The organism is Anaerobacillus sp. CMMVII (assembly GCF_025377685.1).
Taxonomy (GTDB): Bacteria; Bacillota; Bacilli; order Bacillales; family Anaerobacillaceae; genus Anaerobacillus.
This window is the reverse complement of record NZ_JACEHK010000002.1, coordinates 277,430-294,563: the sequence shown is the minus strand read 5'-3', so window position 1 is coordinate 294,563 and position 17,134 is coordinate 277,430. Positions and strand designations below refer to the sequence as shown.

Genomic DNA, 17,134 nt, shown 5'->3' with positions numbered 1-17,134 from the left:
ATTACACGACTTCTAAATTAACGCTGAACGACTTTGTAACCACCTAATTGTTCAACCATTTTGATAAATTCTGATGACTCGATAACTTCTAAAAATAATTTCCCTCCGTCACTTTCGTAGAAAGCCTTTGTCATGACTAAATCATAGCTTTCATCAGCAACTGGAACAAAATCTAGTCCCATGGTACTAGCTGCAGAATATACACCTAATCCAACACTATTTTCCTTTTCTTTTACCTCAGCAGCTACACTTAAGTGAGAGAACATTTCTCTTTCATAACCTTGAATTTGCTCAGAAGTGAAAGAATGCTTTTTTAATAATGAGTCAAATAGTATTCTTGTACCAGCTCCTCGCTGGCGATTAACGTATGCGACACCTTTTTCAACGATATCTTCGAGTGTCTTTATATTTAGCGGATTCCCTTTTGGAACAATCCAGCCCTGTTCACGTTTTAAAAATGGGATAACAACAACTTCTTGACCAGAGAGATACTTTTCTACATAAGGCTGATTATAAGTTTCTGTTTCAGGGTCTAAGAGATGAATTCCTGTTACATGTGCTTCACCTTTTCTAATCGCCATGATCCCAGCTAAACTCCCTACATGAGAAGAGATAATTTGTCTATTTACGTCTTTTTTCTTTAGTAACGATGAGACAATATCTATCGATAAATCATGGCTACCAGTAAAGAGTACACCTTTCTTAATCGACTGAAGTGGCTTGTATAGTTCAATTTCAACCTCTTCGCCCTGCTCTAAACCTTGACTATCTGCAGGAACAACTAAAATGCCATCAGCACGGACCATTGACATTGTTACACCTGCAGCTCTTGTTAATGGATTCGCGATGTATTCACCATTTACAAACCCTACATTCATGCGTACGAAATCTTCCGCTCCCATGTTTGAGACAACTCTTCGACCTAAACGAACGTTTAAAGTTTCCCTTTTAGGTTCCTGGATTCCTTGGTAGTGGTAAACTAACGGTCTCAAAAACCATTCTAAGGCCAAATATGCAGAAACTGGATAACCCGGAACCCCAATGATTGGCTTTCCTTTTACCTCACCTAAAATTACCGGCTTCCCTGGACGCGTAGCAATTCCATGTGTGTATACATGACCTAATTCATTAATGACATGAACGGTGTAATCTTTAGATCCCGCTGAAGACCCGGCGTTAATAATGATCATATCAGCTTCGTCAGCTGCTTTTTCAATCGCTTGCCGGATGTGCATTGGATTATCAACCACAATATCAAAAAGCAGTGGATCACCGCCCCATTCTTGTACAAAGCTTGAAAAAACAGTACCATTGAACTCGATGATGTCACCTGGTTTCATTGGCGAACCAGGTTGCACCAGTTCATTTCCTGTTGGTAGGATCGCAACTTTTGGCTTTTTTACTACAGGGAGCTCAAGCACACCTCCAGCAAGTAATGCTCCAAGATCAACTGGTCGAAGGATATGACCTTGTGGCAAAATCATTTCCCCACAAACGACATCCTCACCAACTGGACGAATATTTTGCCAAGGAGTTGCTGGTGCAATTATTTCTATTGTTTCAGAGTCAATCTCTTGAATGTCTTCCACCATAATCACGGCATTGTATTCGCTAGGAATTGGATTTCCTGTATCAACGTAGATATAGTCTACATTTCTTTTCAAATGAAGTGGCCGTTGTTCATGTGCTTCATAGGTATCTTCTGCTCGAACAGCAACCCCATCCATCGCTGATGCATGATAATGTGGCATTGATAGATTCGCAAATATAGGCAATGCCGTAACTCTACCAAGTGCAGCCCTTGTTGCTACAGTTTCAATTTCAGGAATTAATTTTGCTTTTTCTATAAGTTCTTCTTTTGCCTGTTGTCTAGGTTTATCTTGCAAATAAACTTTGCGGTTAAATTCCTTATCACTCATAAAATGTCCCCCTAGCGTAACAGAATTGCCGGTACAAACTCACCTTGTCTTGCACCTTCATATTCCGCTTTAATTTCAACAATTCCATCACTTTGTACAAGTGTTGAAATAAGACCAGACTTTCCGATAATTGGTTCTGCCCACCAGTCACCCTCTTCTTCAGTAAGCTTCACTCGGATATAGTCAGTTCTTCCCATTGCCGAATGGATATTTTTCTTTACTCGGACTTGAACTCGGTCTAACGTGTTACGGGACATTTCACCACTTAGTTTCTTTACAACTCTTTCCCCGAATAACGAAAAAATGACCATTGCAGAAGCTGGGTGTCCAGGTAAGCCAACCACCGGCTTTTCACCTGCCATTGCCAAAATTGTTGGTTTACCTGGTTTAACTGAAATACCGTGAATAAAGACCCCAGGCTCTCCAAGAGATTCAATGACTTTCGTTGTATAGTCTTTGGCACCAACAGAGCTTCCTCCTGAAAGAACAAGACAATCTACTTGATCAAAAAGTTCTTTCGCGCGGCGTTGATATTCACTGTAGTCGTCTGTTACAATGCCACCATATATGGCAGTAGCGTCCCATTCTTCTACTAGACTTGTAATTGTAAGAGCGTTAACATCTCTTACTTGACCAATCTGTAATTGTTCAGTCTTATAAGGAACTATTTCATCTCCGCTAGATAAGTAACCTATCGTAAGTTGCTTAAAGACCTTCACATGTGTCTTTCCTATTGCGGCAATTGCTCCTAATTCTTGTGGTCGGAGTTTTGTACCTTTTTCAATTAGTACTGCTCCTTCTTTGACGTCTTCTCCAACTTGAATGACATTTTCACCGGGAGCTACTTGCCTATATAGATTTAATAACCCAGCTAGATCTTCACAATGTTCAATCATGATAACGCTATCACTATTAGGTGGCATCATCCCTCCTGTCGGGATATAGATAGCTTCACCTACACCAAGGGGCGTTGACGCTTCTTCCCCCATTTTCACACTACCTGCTACATTTAAAAAGCCGGGCATTGTTTCTGAGGATCCAAATGTCTCTTTCGCTTTTACAGCGTAACCATCAACTGTAGATCTTGGAAAGCTAGGCACATTCTCAGTTGCCACGATATCCTCAGCTAATATTCTGTGAAGCGATTTTTCTAGCGTAATTTCTTCAACCACTTTAACAGCTTTTACTAAATCTTCAATAAGAGTAAATGTTTCTTCGACCGTTTTTACTTTAAAAAATTGCATACTATCATCCCCACTCTTTTTTTCGAGAGTTGCTATTTTCCGTCATATTTTTTGCTTCTTCATATTCCGAAGGATGATTCATATTATAGAAAACTTGTTCAAGATTAGCAATTTCTTTGATTTGAAGATCCTCTTCTGAACTATAATTCACATGTATTCGATCCAACAAATGTTTCATTCGTAATTGCTCAGTTTCTAAACAATTTTCTAACGTTGGTAAGACTGATTTATTATAAACTGCAAATAAAGGGTGCTGTTTACCAGCAATCACTGGGACAACTGCATCAAACCCTTCACTGTGGTCTACTAAATGCTTTGCAATATATGGCGAAATAAACGGCATATCACAGGCAATAATGAGATTAGTTTCTCGTTTTGCAGCAAGCAATCCAGCATGTATTCCTGCTAAGGGTCCCTTGTCCCTTACTTTATCCTTGACGATAGGAAGATTTAGAAACTGATAAGCAGCTTCATCGTTAGCTACAATCAAAATATCCTCAAAAAGATCTGCGATACTATTTTTGATTTTTTCAATCGTAGATACTCCATCAAGAGGTAACAACGCTTTATTTTGCCCCATCCGACTAGACTTTCCTCCAGCTAATATAATAACCCCTGCCTTCATGTGAAAACCCCTTCTCATAGTTTTGAGTTTTGAGGCTTATAAGATGAGCTGCGAAGCTTTACCCACACCAACTCATAACTCAAAACTCTTAACTCTTAACTCTTAACTAGCTCTTTACCTCTTCTTCCTCCGTTATACCGAAGCCATTCTCTTGTGCAACGAAATCGAGGTGAAGTGTTGTTAAATCAAGTAAAAACGCAGTTTGTTTCTTGAAAAGTTTTCTTGTGTCAATAATTTTAATATAGCCATTACATTTCCCACACACTTCTAGCTTAGAGTTTTTCTCTTCCTCAATATTATAGTAGCTTAGACTTTCGTGATCTTCATTGCCACAAAGTGAGCAGTGTAAGCGTTTTTGATTCCATTTTGCTTCACAGCGTGGACAAACAATCATCTTTAAACCTTTTCCTTCAAGAACCGCTAAGCGAATTGGTTCTCCACAACAAGGACAACTTCCCTTTGTATGGACAGTCGCCAATTCATCTTTGTAAACATCAGATACGACTCTTAAATACGGGCGTAAACTATGTTCTGCTAAAAAGTAAGGGAACCATTCTGCTAGTCCTTCCTTCTCAGCAAAAGAATGGAAGTAAATCTGGTTAAATGCTAAAACTTCAGTAACCCATTTCTTAACTATCTCATCATTAAGTATTTCTTTAAGTTTTGTTACATCATTTTGTAACTTTTCATCTTTCTCTACTAAATAATCTGCTAAATCGAAAATCCATTCTTTGTATAAATCATAATTAACATTCACCATTGTTTGCGCAATAATAGGTACATGTTTATGTTGTAATGGTTGCTTTTCAACTACAGAACTTTTATCTAACGATTCAGTCCACTTTGTTTGTTTATTTGAAATATCTGTTTGTAATGCTAAATATTCTTCTGAGATTACTGTTGACTTCATAATCTATCACCTCAAGTTTTGATTTTAAAGCATTGGATGTTGAATGTTGAATTATGAATACTAGAAATGTGCAATGAAAAGCTCATCTCTTCCTATGCTTTTCTCGTTCGTAATCATAAAATCTAACCATGTAAGCGGCATTAATTGACTCATAAGTCAAAATTCAAAATCCAATTCAAACCTAGTATACCAAAACAACTATATGACCATGTGTGATTAATTACACGTTAGAGTTGATTGAGGATATAGAGGCTCTTTGGTATCAATGCCAATCTTTATTTGTCTTGAAAAAGCATCATTAAATGCTAATGAATGAAAAGGAATAGCTGTCCACTTGGGACAGCTTCCTTTTTCATTATTAGGAACACTTATGCTCCTTTACCCTTTTTCACAGGCTTATCTTCTTTAATTTCACCTTTTGCTACTAACTCATCATACCAAGCGCCATGATGTTCTTTTGCATATTCTACTGGTACGTCTCCTTTTGTCATCCCTTGCATTGAAGCTTTAGACCCTGGATGTCCAACTGACAAGTAAATATGACCAATCACAACCGCAGCAGCTAATCCAAAACCAATATTATGGATTGGGTAAGCCCATTGTACTACTCCCGTTGAGAATAGGTGTGGCATCCACATTACGATACCAGAACCAATTAACATGACAGCACAAAGCAATTGTAATAAAGAGTTAATCTTCTCACCCGCATTATAGAAATCTTGCTTCGGCATATCTTTTACATGACCACCGAAGAACTCTTTTGGAAACTTTGCAAAAAATTGAAAATCGTTCTTTTTCCAAGTAAACATTTGTTTAATCCAATGAAAGAAACTTTTTGGATCAGTAATCAAGATGAAGAATACTGGAATGATAAACATCACTGCAAAGATACGATGTAATAATCGTAAGTTTTCAGGACCACCAAAAACTCCGTACATCCAGCTAAAGAACTCTGTATAAAGTGGTAGACCTGTAATATATAATCCGAAGAAGGCTAATGCATTCACCCAATGGACAATGATGACCTGCTTGCTAAAACGCTTTACTGTCTTTTGTTTACTACTCATCATGGTCTCCTCCTTCTTCCCCTTGCTTGTTAAATAGCTTATTAGAGATAAATCCACCAATAACAGCCATTGTTGTTACACCAAGCATTGCTTTACCAAGCGGTTGCGCATAATCCTTCCAAATTGTCGCTGAAGTAGGAACCTTAGGGTTTTCTGGTAATCCATAAACACTTGGCTTTTCAGCTAATAAATAGAATGTTTGTGTACCATCTACACCAATTGGGTTGTAGATGTTCGCATTTGGATAGCGATCTTTCACTTGTGCTAAACGCTCCTCTGCTAGAGCGATCATTTCTTCCTTATCACCATAAACTAGTGCATCCATATGACAAACCTCAACACACGCAGGCTTCATGCCTTCTTGAAGTCTATCAACACACATTGTACATTTTTGTGCTTGTTCATATTCTTTACCCTTCTCATCGACAAGAGTTGCTAATTGAACAATTCCAAATGGACAGTTTTGAACACAATATCCACAACCCACACACTTGTCATAATTCGTATTAACTGTACCAAACTCAGTGTAGTGCATTGCGTCTTCAGGACAAACTTTCACACAAGCTGCATCTGTACAATGCATACAAGCTTGGTGCCGGAATAACCATTCAAATCTACCATCTTCAGCTTCATGCTCTGTAAACGTTAAAACGTTCCATGTGTTGGCTCCACACTTATCATGAGATTGATAGCTTCCTTTAAATTCTTCTGGCTCAACACCAAGGTCATTCCAGTTTTTACACATAACCATACAAGCACGACACCCGTCACAACGAGTAACATCTACTAATTTTGAATATTTAGTCGTCATTAGTTAGCCCTCCTAACATTACCAAGGAATGCTTTATATTCAGGGATCATTGTGTTTGCATCCCCAATATGTGGTGTTAATGTATTAGCAATTGCACCTTGAGCGATTCCCATATACCCAAAATGCCAAGGCATTCCGATATGATGAACTTTTTCTCCGCGGATCGTATATGGTTTGAAGCGTTTTGTTACCATTGCATATGCCTCAATTTCACCACGAGCAGAACTAATGATAACTTTATCTTTATTATTAATGCCTTTTTCTTGAGCTAAGTCTTCACTCATTTCTACGAACATGTGACCTGAAATTTCAGATAACCATTCAAGGTTACGTGTCATAGAACCTGATTGCCAATGCTCAGTTAAGCGATAAGTTGTAACAACAATTGGGAAATCGGCTCTGTCACCTTTTTCGTTATGCTCACCTGTCCAAATCTTAACCGCTGGGTTTAAATCAACACTTGAGAATGCATTTGGAACTGGGCTCTCAAATGGCTCATAATGTTCTGGGAATGGACCATCGTTCATTGGTGCAAAGAAACCACCAAGACCTGTTCCTTGCATAATGAAAGCATCTGTTCCTCTGTGTCCAGCTAATCCTGCCTCACCTGGTACAGCTTCTGCGTTAGGTGCCTTTGTTGGCGGGAAGTCAGGCACATCATAATGACCAGCCCACGTTTCACCATTCCAACGGATACCTTCGCGGAAGTCCCAAGGTTGACCTGCTGGGTTACAACCTGCACGGTTATAAAGAACACGGCGGTTTAAAGGCCAAGAGAAAGACCAGTTCAAGTAGTTTTCCATACCCGTATCATTGTTGTCACGGTCTTTGGCGCGATTGCGATCTGTATAGAAACCAGTGTAGATCCAGTTACCAGCAGAAGTTGTTCCATCTGCTTGTAATAAACCAAAGCTCGCCAACGTTTCACCAGTTGTTAGATCATAACCATTAATTTCTTTGTTTACTAGATCGTTATCTGGATAGTCACCCTCACCGAAGTTCCAAGAAAGTGCCGCTTGAATTTTACCCTTCGTAGAGTTATCACCTTTATAAAGTTCTTTCACTCTTTGTGCGATATTATGAACGATCCAAACATCTGATTTTGATTCTGCTTTTGGCTCAATAGCTTTCCAACGGAATTGCATCCAGCGACCTGAGTTAGATACAGATCCTTCTTTTTCATAAGGTCCACAAGCAGGTAACATGAATACCTCAGTGTTAATTTTAGCTGGGTCATTATTAGCTTCCTTCTTCCAGAATGCCCCAGTCTCAGTTTCCCAAAGATCAATTGCTACCATCCAATCAAGGTTGGCTAATGCTTTCTTTTCTTTCGTTGTATTCGGACCACCTACGACTGGGTTTTGTCCCCAGATAAATAACCCTTTAATGTCGCCATCATACATTGCCTCGAATAGAGAAATGTGAGAGCTATCTCTTCCACGCTTTGGAAGATAATCATATAAGAAATCATTGTCTTGAGTTGCTTTATCACCATACATTGCTTTTAAGAAACTTACTAAGAATTTTGGACGATTGTTCCAGAAACCACCATGCGGTGTTTCTGACACATTATAGCTTTCGAGATCTTTATTCTTCTCAAGTGCCATTGGTGTTGGTAAATACCCCGGTAAGATATGGAATAATAAGCCAAAGTCTGTAGATCCTTGAACGTTACACTCCCCACGTAGTGCGTTTACGCCACCACCAGAGCGTCCTAGGTTACCTAATAATAATTGAAGCATTCCGTATGAGCGAACATTTTGTGAACCTACTGTATGCTGAGTTGTCCCCATTGCATACATGATTGTTCCAACTTTATCTTCAGCGCCTGTAGAACAGAAAGTTTCTGCAACTTTTAAGTAATCATCTTTTGACGTTCCTGTAACTGAACATACTGTATCAACATCATATCTTGAGTAATGTTTTTTCATTAATTGGAATACTGAACGAGGGTGCTTTAGTGTGTTATCACGTTTGAAGTCACCGTTCTCTTCTTTTTCAAAGCTCCAAGTACTTCTGTCTGTATAGCTTCGTTTTTCTTCATCGTATCCTGAGAAAATTCCATCGTTAAATTCAAAGTCTTCGTTAACGATTAATGAAGCGTTTGTATAATTAAGAACATACTCCTTATGGAATAAGTTATTTTCTAATGTATAGTTAATTAATCCACCGATAAAAGCAATGTCTGTTCCCGAACGCATAGCTGCATACATGTCAGCCATTTGAGACGTACGAGTATAACGTGGATCAACAGAAATTAACTTTCCACCGCGTTCTTTTGACTTCTGAACATATTTCATACTTATCGGATGATTTTCTGCTGGGTTTGCTCCTATTACAAGAATGCTATCAGCGAACTGAATATCGATCCAGTGATTTGTCATTGCGCCACGACCAACTGTAGGTGCCAGACCGGCAACCGTAGAGCTGTGTCATATACGGGCCTGATGTTCAATAAAGGTTGAACCTAGACCTCTCATGAATTTCTGAATTAAATAACATTCTTCGTTTTCAAGAGCCGCTCCACCTAATGAAGCAATTCCCTCATTACGGTTTACTGTAATTCCATCTACTTTTTCAACAAAGTGCTCATCACGAGTTTTCTTAACGTTTTCAGCAATTCTTTCTAAAGTCCAATCCCATTCTTTAACTTCCCATTTGTCACTACCAGGAGCACGATATAAAGGTTTTTCTAATCGTCTATTAGAAGTGTATAATTGACGAATTGATGTTCCTTTACTACATAATGATCCACGGTTGATTGGATGATCAGGGTCCCCTTCAGTGAAAACTACATCATTTTTCTCTTCATTTACATGAACTAAAATACCACAACCTACTGAACAGTAAGGACAAATCGTTGGTGTAGTTGTTGTGCGTGCGATTTTTAGTTCTTTAGCTTGTGCAGAAGCTTCTTTTGGACTGAAGCCTAACTCAACGACTGCAAGTGTTGCCGCTGTTGCACCAGACATTTTCAAAAACTGTCTACGTGATAAATCAAACATCGTATCTTCCTCCCCCTAAGTAATTATGTTGAAAATTCAACATTCCCCTAAAAAAGTTCATCAAGTTAACTAAGATTTTTACTTTCTTTCTTTTAAGACTGCTCCCCAGCAACCTTCGTAACATCGTTTAGGACTTTGCCTTGAGATGTGTAGACGGTAGCCATTTTTCCCCTCATGTAGCCAACAATCTCAATTTGCAAAAAGTTTGCAAGTTGAACCGCTTGTTTAGTTGCAGCTGTTCGTGTGCCTATTAAGCCTACGCCAAAGCGCGCGGCTTTGGATAGCATTTCATAGGAGACCCTTCCAGTTGTCAATAATATTAAACTTTTCGGATCTAACCCTTCTCGTACAGCATACCCAAGCACCTTGTCGACTGCATTGTGACGACCAATGTCTTCGCGTACAGTGATATTTCCATCTTTATCAACGATACAAGCACCATGCATTCCACCTGTTTCTAAATAAAGTGGTGAATTTAATGCAAATTCATGCCGCTTCTTTAATAGGTAAGAAAGCGTTACGGTTCTATTTGTTGATATTTTTGGAAACTTTTTCACATCAGTCATCGAAAAGAAGGTTACACCTTTTCCACAACCTGCCGTGAAATGTTTTTGTTTTTGCGAAAACTCTTCAGCATTAAACTCATTATCCATATCAACAAGTACTCTGCCTTGGTCTTCATCTATAGTTATCCTTTTCAGGTCACCGGGCCCATTAATAATACCTTCTGAATAAAGATAACCGACTGCCCAATCTTCAAGATCAGCCTTTGTTAATTGGTATGTTGCTAATTCATAGCCATTTAAACAAAGTGTAATCGGAAACTCATCCGGACAATATTTTCGAGTCATCATTATCCCCCCTAGTTAAAAAGCTACAGGCTAAAACATTTCCCCTGCGTTCCATTCGCTCAGTGAATACGGTTTCATTTGTTACCGCTTTCTACCAAACTACTTAATTACATCCCCATTTTTAAAAGAATTCAAAAAATATTCACAAAGATGTCAATAAATTACTTTTTAGCAAAAACAATAGCTTGCTTAAATTCTGAGTCTACTAGACAGAAACTTTATTTAAAATCACATACTTTTAAAATAGCCCTTATCTTTGACTGATTGTAGAATACCACTTTAGTAGGATGCATTTCTGTGACTTAAATCACTCATGTGAATACTTTGTTACAAAAACACTACTAGAAACCTATCGTTTATTTTTTTAGTAAAGAAAATCTAAACGACTAAAAATAGTTTCATTTCAGTATTTTTAAGGGTTTACTATGCTCATACGTGAACTTTCACAAGCGATACCTCACATATAAAACTATTTTAAAATAGTTTTATATCTATTTCGTTCACAAATTTTCCTTATTCCGTTCACAGTTCCTTTATTGAATCTTTTCAAAAAAAATAATTGTATTTTTTTGCTCAATGCTCAAGAATAGTAATTATTAGAGATTTTCTACGGAAAGGAAAAACATATGCGCTACGTTACATTAATTTTGATGACGGCAATATTATTCATTCTTATTTTTACCTCACTCTCTTCACCATTGAAAATATACATGGAACATAGTATGAAGATAGAAACGGTCAATCGAAATGAGCTATCCGGTATATCTCGATTTACTAAGCAACACTCTGACCTAAAGAAGAAAGTAGATTCGCTTACAAAATCTAAATTCGCTGAACCAACCGAATGGGGAGAAGCTGTAACTGGGGTTATTCATAAAATGACAACTGAAGAAAAAGTGGTCGCACTAACGTTTGATGCTTGTGGTGGAGAATGGGGAAGTGGGTATGATGAGGCATTAATAGATTATTTAATCTCTGAGGATATTCATGCAACATTATTTATTAATAGTCGCTGGATAGATACTAACCTAGAGCAGTTTCTTTATTTAGCTTCTTTAGATCAATTTCAAATTGAAAACCATGGTACTGAACATCGGCCTTTATCGGTAAACGGAGGGATAGCCTGGGGGATTAAAGGGACTGCAAGTGTTGAAGAAGTCATTTCAGAAGTCATGACTAACTACGAAAAAATATTGAGTTTAACTGGACATGCCCCACGTTATTTTCGTTCAGGTACCGCTTATTATGATGAGGTGTCCGTCGCAATTGTTGAGGAGATGGGGATGAAAGTCATTAACTATGATATCTTAGGTGATGCTGGTGCCACCTTCTCAGCATCTCAAGTAAGAGACTCCTTGTTAAGATCCCAACCTGGTTCAATTGCCTTACTTCACATGAATCAGCCCTCAAAGGGAACAGCTGAAGGTGTAAAAATGGCCGTACCATTACTAAAGGAACAAGGATTTAGGTTTGTAACTCTTAATGAAGGCTTCCAGTAAGAAAAGCGCAAGCGCCCTGGGAAAAAGTGTATTGCTTTTTCCTTGGTTAGCCCAGACAAAAGCTACTGACCTCATTCACAACTTGTGTTACTTCTAGAGCTACTACATGTAGATTTGCCTCGAGGACCTACTGGACCACAGAGGCAGCGTTTAATGTACAGGTGTTATTTGACCTCGAGGGGCCTAACAGCTGCTCCTGCACCACTGCGTTTGCTCCTGTGATTACTCGTCGCACGAAAAACCTTTGCTGTTGCAAGGCAGCTAAGAAGCAATTCAAGCAGTAGCCTCGCTGGAGCTAGACATCTAGTACTAAAAAACTAAAAGGTATAATTCCATTTTAAATAACGGAATTATACCTTTTTATTAGGCTCTTTTCTAAAACATTCTTGCTTTTTAACCTGAATTAATTGGAAAGATTCATTAGATGAAGATATCACCCAATAAATTGAGAAAGAAAAGAGCACTACTTACTAAATAAGTTGTGAAGTCTTAGTATTTTTACGAAAGCAACAAACTTTGCGAAAACAGCCTTTTATAATTAGATGCTTTGGCTTTTGTAAGACCTTTTGTTTCCTATGCTATTCTTTTTTTGACCTCAGTTATTAAGCTTCTCCTAGCTATGCAAAGATTCCTCGACACGCTTTTTTTTCTTTTTCAGAGCATTTATGACTATTGAACCTATACTGACTGAAAAAACGATTACAATTGTAACATAAATTGCCTGGTCTTCATTCGTCCCAGTAACCATTCCTAATAGAAAAAAAAGACTAAACCAAATAAAGGCAGTAGAATAGGAAAGCAATGCAAAACGAAGATAAGAGAGGCGCATCATTCCATATAAAAATGGAACAAAAATTCGAACACCTGGTATAAAATAACTAACAATTAACGAATACACATGGTACTTCTTAATTAAATGGAGCGCTTTTCGAAGGGAGGTTTTTGTTCCCTTCTTTTTCGAAAGGTGGTTTACTAATGTTTTTCCGAACACCCTTCCTAACAAATAGCTCGTTGACAAGCTAGCGACAATGCCTAAATAACCTACAAGAAAAACTTTGTTTCCTTGAAGCATATTTGTAGTCGATAAATAGCCAATCGTCGTAACAATCGCTTCATTTGGAACCGGAATACCTAGCATCCCAAGCCAGAGCCAAAGGAAAATACCGAGATAGCCAAGTTCTTTTAACACGATTAACAGTACATCTAGTTCCATTTTCATCTCCTACTTCCTCTTAAAGAAAAAAGTTTTCATTTGATAATGACTTCTAGAGTGAAACTGTATTATTGGTTTTCGAAAAATTCAGTAAAAGAGTATCAATTTTATTTTATATGGTGGATGGGCTTTCAGTAAATGAAATTATCTAATTTTTTAAAAAAATTCTGGAATCCGTGTTGTACTATTTCCACCGTTTCTGCTTTCGTACCTTAATAAAGCAAAACTAAAACTTCGAATGAAACTAACGATCAAAAACCCAAGTTTTTAAAACTGCCGCGTATTCACGAACCCAGAGCTTCCCCCTAACAATGAGCGGTGTTTCAGCACCTAAAGGATATGGTATAAAGCCTTGACGCCTGGCAATTACCATTGAGCGATACAAGTGAAAATCATTAGTGACAACGATAATTTCTTTAATATCTTCACCGATAACTTCACGACTAAACTTAAAATTTTCAAAGGTTGTTGTTGATAAGTCCTCAAGAATAATTCGTTTCTCATCGATTCCATGATCGATAAAATATCTGGCCATTGCTTTAGCCTCTGTTATCCACTCACCTTCACCCTGACCACCTGAAACAATGACTTTTGCTTGCTCATTTCTTTCTAGATATTGGAGTGCTTCACGCACACGATAGTAGAGTGATAAACTCATAACATCGCCATTTAATTTCGCACCAAGGACAATTACATAGTCCACTCCCTCTGGTGGTTCTTGTTTTGCAGCATTTGCCATTAAACTATGGACGATGGCAACATAAATGACAGCTAAAACTATAATAATGACCATTGCTACAAAAATAATTTTTTTCATATTTAATCCTTTCTCACTTTTAATACCCTTATATTAACATTTATATAGTGGAATAAAATAGAAGCAATTACACGAAAAGTAATCGCTTCTAACATGTTTTTAATTTTTTCTCACTTTCCTTATTGAGATTAATATCCAAATTTGTAATACGAAGAAGATTGGTATACCAAAGTAAAGTAAATATAAAATCCAATTCAAGGCTTCGTGTTCGGATAGTAAATTCATGTTACACTATCCCCATTTACCGTCTTCTAAATTGTAGATTGACATCTTCATATGCTCTCACTTTAACACCTTCTGGAACCTGTAAAAATAGCATATTTGCACTCCAACCACTATCATGGTTAGGAATCATCTTTTCTTGAGTGAACTGTGTTATCGTAAATTCCTTGTGGAATTTAGCTATTCTAACCTGCGTTTCTAGAGGAAGTTTAATTGTTAAGGTGTTTTGTTGCAGTCCAATCGTCGGTGCTGGAATTCTATTTGTATAGTCCAATTTTTCAATGATATGCGGCGTAATATACCTGGTAATCTTGATTTCATTATTTAGAGAGCTATCTTCCTCAACTACGACCCACGGACTTGAGTAATAATAATCAGTTAAAAGAGCTTCAATATTTAATTCTTTATGTTCATAAGAAAAGCTCCATTCATCAATAGACTTTACACCTTCTATTTCTGCAAAATTACCATTATTGACAGCCTGATAAAATTTTTCCGTTATTTGTTGGGCTTCTTTTGATGTCATCTGACTTGTCTCAAAGGGAATTGTATATGTGAAAACAACCGAGATAAATAAGATTGATCCATACCCTGCCAATAGCCACATGATCACATTACCATTTAGAAAATTTGCTTTTTGAATGGTTGCTTTGATGACGCCAGAGGCCATCCCTGCCATTACTAAGATAATTAAGATTGGTAACAAGGACACTGCGATTGTACTCATCTTCGAACCTCCAGCTTATTTGACATTAAAATTGAGGTGTAAAACAGGGCGCCACTAGCAGCAACCACTTTTAATGCTAAAATGAATATTGATGTTTCAGTAGCAAAAAAATTAATTAATTCTCTGACAGGACCTTGACCATCCATTCTTGCTTCAAGAAATAGCGAACCAACAAATAATAATGGCAACAACACAAGATTAAATTTACTTAGTTGAACTAGTGTCGAAGCGAAATAGCCTAACGCTCCAAATAGAGTTACGTAAAGTAACGCTGCAATAATCCCCGTCAAAAGTTGGGCTAGTGGAACGGAATACGTATGGCCTAGAATCCCATCGCCCTTTACAAAGTAGATGATTGTCTTTAACAGTGATCCGCCCAGCATGGCTGTTATCCCACCTGTAACCGTTGCAGTAACCAAAAAGGCGATACTTGATAAATTACTTGTTAGACGGTTGGTTACAAATGAGAAATCTCCATCTCGTACCAGTTTTGAATTCATAGACACCCCACTAATAAATGCCCAAAGCATAGTAAAAGCAATAATGACATTCCCAGTATAATAGGTGACAATTACCATAACACCGTCTGCTCCTGAGCCCATTGAACCACTACCCATAAATGAAAATAACAGTGCGATCAATTGTGTTAGAAGTAATGATGTAAAAATGCCATAGTGAGCTCGTAATTTATAGAAATACTGTTTCTTAGTAATTTCTGTGACATTAGTTTCTGTCAAAAACATCATCAATCCCCCCTTTTGTCTTACTCGTTAGGTAAACGCAAACATCCTCTGCAGAAACACTACTTATCTCTATACCATTAAGTCTAGCTTTTTCAAGTTCTTCATGCTCAAAATTATTATTTAAAACAACATAAGCATTATCGGTTCCAACTGTAGTTTTATAAATAATATCTTTCCCTTTTGTCCATTGTTCAACTACCCCTGCTCGACCACTAAAACCAATGGCAAGACTTTTCAATTCATCAACAGAAATATGAAGATACTTTTCTCCATTTTTGATCAATAGAATGTCCTCAATTAAATCTTCAATCTCATTTAAATGATGACTAGATAACAAGATTGTCCTTGGATGTTCAAGATAGTCTTTTAACAATGCTCGGTAAAAATCCTTTCTGACTGATGCATCCATTCCTGTTGTTGGTTCATCAAAGATCGTTAGTGGGCAACGGGCAGCGATACCAATTATTGAATGAAACGTACTTTTCATTCCCTTGGAGAGATTTTGTTGAAACTGATTTGGGTCTAATGAAAAATAATCAAATAGACGTTTTGCTAAGTCCATATCCCAATGCTCATAAAAGTGGCTCGCAGAATACAAGATATCCATCAAGCATAAGGACTGAGGAACTGTCATATTGTCATCAATAAAAATTAAATTTTGAGAGACTTTTAAACTATTGAACGGAGATTCAGAAAAGACTCTAACTTCCCCTGCTGATGGTTGAGAAAAACCAGCGATAAGCTTTAGCAATGTCGTCTTCCCAGCTCCATTTCGGCCAATTAACCCTGTAATCTTATTCTCACCAATCGAAAAAGAAATGTTATTTAATGCATGAAAGTTTTTATACGACTTCGTTACATTTTTACACATAATGACACTCATCATCTTTCCTCCTTAGCTTTGTTAGCTGTTTTGATCATCTCGATTAATTCTGCTTCACTGACACCCAGGCGACCTGCTTCTACCACTATTTCGAATACTAATTTGCTTAGCGTTTGACTTTTTCGTTTTGTTAAGATTTTTTCATGTGCATCACTAGTTACGAACATCCCTAACCCTCGCTTCTTATAAACGATATTGTCGTCCGCTAATATATTCAACCCTTTAGCAGCAGTTGCTGGATTAATATTGAACATCTCAGCTAGCTGATACTGCGAATAAACCTTATCATCAGTCGTAATATTACCTGCCAGTATTTCAGTCTCTATCCACTCAGCAATCTGGACATAAATAGGCTTCGAACCATTCGTATTTAAAATCACGGTGCACCTCCTTTTTATCGGGGGTCTGACCCCCATTGTATTAACGCTTTACTGTGATGGGGGTCAGCCCCCCAACGAAGTTCTCACTAAACCAGTACATTACTGTTGTAATGTACTATACATCATTTTAAACAACTATTCAAGTGTTTTCCACAAAATTGGTAACTAATCCATAAAAAAAGAACATCATAACTGATGCTCTATTCTATAAAAGGATG

15 protein-coding genes are annotated in these 17,134 nt (G+C 37.6%); 1 reads left to right on the top strand and 14 read right to left on the bottom strand.

The genetic code is table 11. The features are described from left to right. Positions 1 to 17: 17 nt before the first annotated feature. The 8 genes from H1D32_RS05540 to fdhD all read right to left on the bottom strand — a co-directional run bounded on the left by H1D32_RS05540 (position 18) and on the right by fdhD (position 10,435). Positions 18 to 1,919: a molybdopterin biosynthesis protein gene (locus H1D32_RS05540; RefSeq protein ID WP_261177212.1), complete on the bottom strand. Its 1,902-nt coding sequence runs from the start codon at positions 1,917 to 1,919 to the stop codon at positions 18 to 20. Between the two features lie 11 nt (positions 1,920 to 1,930). Then, positions 1,931 to 3,163: a molybdopterin molybdotransferase MoeA gene (locus H1D32_RS05535; protein WP_261177211.1), complete on the bottom strand. Its 1,233-nt coding sequence runs from the start codon at positions 3,161 to 3,163 to the stop codon at positions 1,931 to 1,933. A gap of 4 nt (positions 3,164 to 3,167) precedes the next feature. Then, positions 3,168 to 3,788 carry a molybdenum cofactor guanylyltransferase gene (mobA, locus tag H1D32_RS05530; RefSeq protein WP_261177210.1) on the bottom strand — a complete coding sequence of 207 codons (621 nt, stop codon included), beginning with the start codon at positions 3,786 to 3,788 and terminating at the stop codon, positions 3,168 to 3,170. 106 nt (positions 3,789 to 3,894) lie between these two features. Beyond that, complete coding sequence (locus tag H1D32_RS05525) at positions 3,895 to 4,698, bottom strand: formate dehydrogenase accessory protein FdhE (RefSeq protein WP_261177209.1); 804 nt, start codon at positions 4,696 to 4,698, stop codon at positions 3,895 to 3,897. Positions 4,699 to 5,066: 368 nt separating this feature from the next. Continuing rightward, entirely contained in the window at positions 5,067 to 5,768 is a 702-nt protein-coding gene (locus H1D32_RS05520) for a formate dehydrogenase subunit gamma (protein ID WP_261177208.1), read from the bottom strand. Beyond that, a complete protein-coding gene (locus H1D32_RS05515) occupies positions 5,758 to 6,576 on the bottom strand; it encodes a 4Fe-4S dicluster domain-containing protein (RefSeq protein WP_261177207.1) in 819 nt (272 codons plus the stop codon). The genes H1D32_RS05520 and H1D32_RS05515 overlap by 11 nt, the downstream gene beginning before the upstream one ends. After that, on the bottom strand, positions 6,576 to 9,581 hold the full coding sequence (fdnG, locus tag H1D32_RS05510; protein ID WP_261177205.1) for a formate dehydrogenase-N subunit alpha: 3,006 nt from the start codon (positions 9,579 to 9,581) through the stop codon (positions 6,576 to 6,578). The genes H1D32_RS05515 and fdnG overlap by 1 nt, the downstream gene beginning before the upstream one ends. A 92-nt stretch (positions 9,582 to 9,673) precedes the next feature. Next, a complete protein-coding gene (gene fdhD, locus H1D32_RS05505; protein ID WP_314733351.1) occupies positions 9,674 to 10,435 on the bottom strand; it encodes a formate dehydrogenase accessory sulfurtransferase FdhD in 762 nt (253 codons plus the stop codon). 623 nt (positions 10,436 to 11,058) lie between these two features. Here fdhD and H1D32_RS05500 point away from each other — a divergent pair. Continuing rightward, positions 11,059 to 11,931, top strand: coding sequence for a polysaccharide deacetylase family protein (locus tag H1D32_RS05500; protein WP_261177204.1), 873 nt, complete (start codon positions 11,059 to 11,061; stop codon positions 11,929 to 11,931). A 613-nt stretch (positions 11,932 to 12,544) separates the two neighbouring features. On the opposite strand, the gene H1D32_RS05495 is transcribed toward H1D32_RS05500, so the two are convergent. The 6 genes from H1D32_RS05495 to H1D32_RS05470 form a co-directional block, all read right to left on the bottom strand. Continuing rightward, positions 12,545 to 13,150: a DedA family protein gene (locus H1D32_RS05495; RefSeq protein ID WP_261177203.1), complete on the bottom strand. Its 606-nt coding sequence runs from the start codon at positions 13,148 to 13,150 to the stop codon at positions 12,545 to 12,547. Positions 13,151 to 13,388: 238 nt separating this feature from the next. Then, on the bottom strand, positions 13,389 to 13,961 hold the full coding sequence (locus tag H1D32_RS05490) for a YdcF family protein (protein ID WP_261177202.1): 573 nt from the start codon (positions 13,959 to 13,961) through the stop codon (positions 13,389 to 13,391). 241 nt (positions 13,962 to 14,202) lie between these two features. After that, the gene (locus H1D32_RS05485) at positions 14,203 to 14,910 is read right to left on the bottom strand and encodes a hypothetical protein (RefSeq protein WP_261177201.1); all 708 of its coding nucleotides are present in this window, start codon (positions 14,908 to 14,910) and stop codon (positions 14,203 to 14,205) included. Continuing rightward, positions 14,907 to 15,656: a hypothetical protein gene (locus H1D32_RS05480; RefSeq protein ID WP_261177200.1), complete on the bottom strand. Its 750-nt coding sequence runs from the start codon at positions 15,654 to 15,656 to the stop codon at positions 14,907 to 14,909. Before H1D32_RS05480 ends, H1D32_RS05485 begins: the two co-directional genes overlap by 4 nt. Beyond that, a complete protein-coding gene (locus H1D32_RS05475) occupies positions 15,634 to 16,539 on the bottom strand; it encodes an ABC transporter ATP-binding protein (RefSeq protein WP_314733350.1) in 906 nt (301 codons plus the stop codon). The genes H1D32_RS05480 and H1D32_RS05475 overlap by 23 nt, the downstream gene beginning before the upstream one ends. After that, the gene (locus H1D32_RS05470; protein ID WP_261177199.1) at positions 16,536 to 16,916 is read right to left on the bottom strand and encodes a GntR family transcriptional regulator; all 381 of its coding nucleotides are present in this window, start codon (positions 16,914 to 16,916) and stop codon (positions 16,536 to 16,538) included. Before H1D32_RS05470 ends, H1D32_RS05475 begins: the two co-directional genes overlap by 4 nt. Between the last annotated feature and the right edge of the window lie 218 nt (positions 16,917 to 17,134).

What these genes read in the sequence shown, in the direction of transcription:
- H1D32_RS05540 (WP_261177212.1), bottom strand. Translation starts at nt 1,919, where the DNA reads ATGAGTGATAAGGAATTTAACCGCAAAGTTTATTTGCAAGATAAACCT.
- H1D32_RS05535 (WP_261177211.1), bottom strand. Translation starts at nt 3,163, where the DNA reads ATGCAATTTTTTAAAGTAAAAACGGTCGAAGAAACATTTACTCTTATT.
- mobA (WP_261177210.1), bottom strand. Translation starts at nt 3,788, where the DNA reads ATGAAGGCAGGGGTTATTATATTAGCTGGAGGAAAGTCTAGTCGGATG.
- H1D32_RS05525 (WP_261177209.1), bottom strand. Translation starts at nt 4,698, where the DNA reads ATGAAGTCAACAGTAATCTCAGAAGAATATTTAGCATTACAAACAGAT.
- H1D32_RS05520 (WP_261177208.1), bottom strand. Translation starts at nt 5,768, where the DNA reads ATGATGAGTAGTAAACAAAAGACAGTAAAGCGTTTTAGCAAGCAGGTC.
- H1D32_RS05515 (WP_261177207.1), bottom strand. Translation starts at nt 6,576, where the DNA reads ATGACGACTAAATATTCAAAATTAGTAGATGTTACTCGTTGTGACGGG.
- fdhD (WP_314733351.1), bottom strand. Translation starts at nt 10,435, where the DNA reads ATGATGACTCGAAAATATTGTCCGGATGAGTTTCCGATTACACTTTGT.
- H1D32_RS05500 (WP_261177204.1), top strand. Translation starts at nt 11,059, where the DNA reads ATGCGCTACGTTACATTAATTTTGATGACGGCAATATTATTCATTCTT.
- H1D32_RS05495 (WP_261177203.1), bottom strand. Translation starts at nt 13,150, where the DNA reads ATGAAAATGGAACTAGATGTACTGTTAATCGTGTTAAAAGAACTTGGC.
- H1D32_RS05490 (WP_261177202.1), bottom strand. Translation starts at nt 13,961, where the DNA reads ATGAAAAAAATTATTTTTGTAGCAATGGTCATTATTATAGTTTTAGCT.
- H1D32_RS05485 (WP_261177201.1), bottom strand. Translation starts at nt 14,910, where the DNA reads ATGAGTACAATCGCAGTGTCCTTGTTACCAATCTTAATTATCTTAGTA.
- H1D32_RS05480 (WP_261177200.1), bottom strand. Translation starts at nt 15,656, where the DNA reads ATGATGTTTTTGACAGAAACTAATGTCACAGAAATTACTAAGAAACAG.
- H1D32_RS05475 (WP_314733350.1), bottom strand. Translation starts at nt 16,539, where the DNA reads ATGATGAGTGTCATTATGTGTAAAAATGTAACGAAGTCGTATAAAAAC.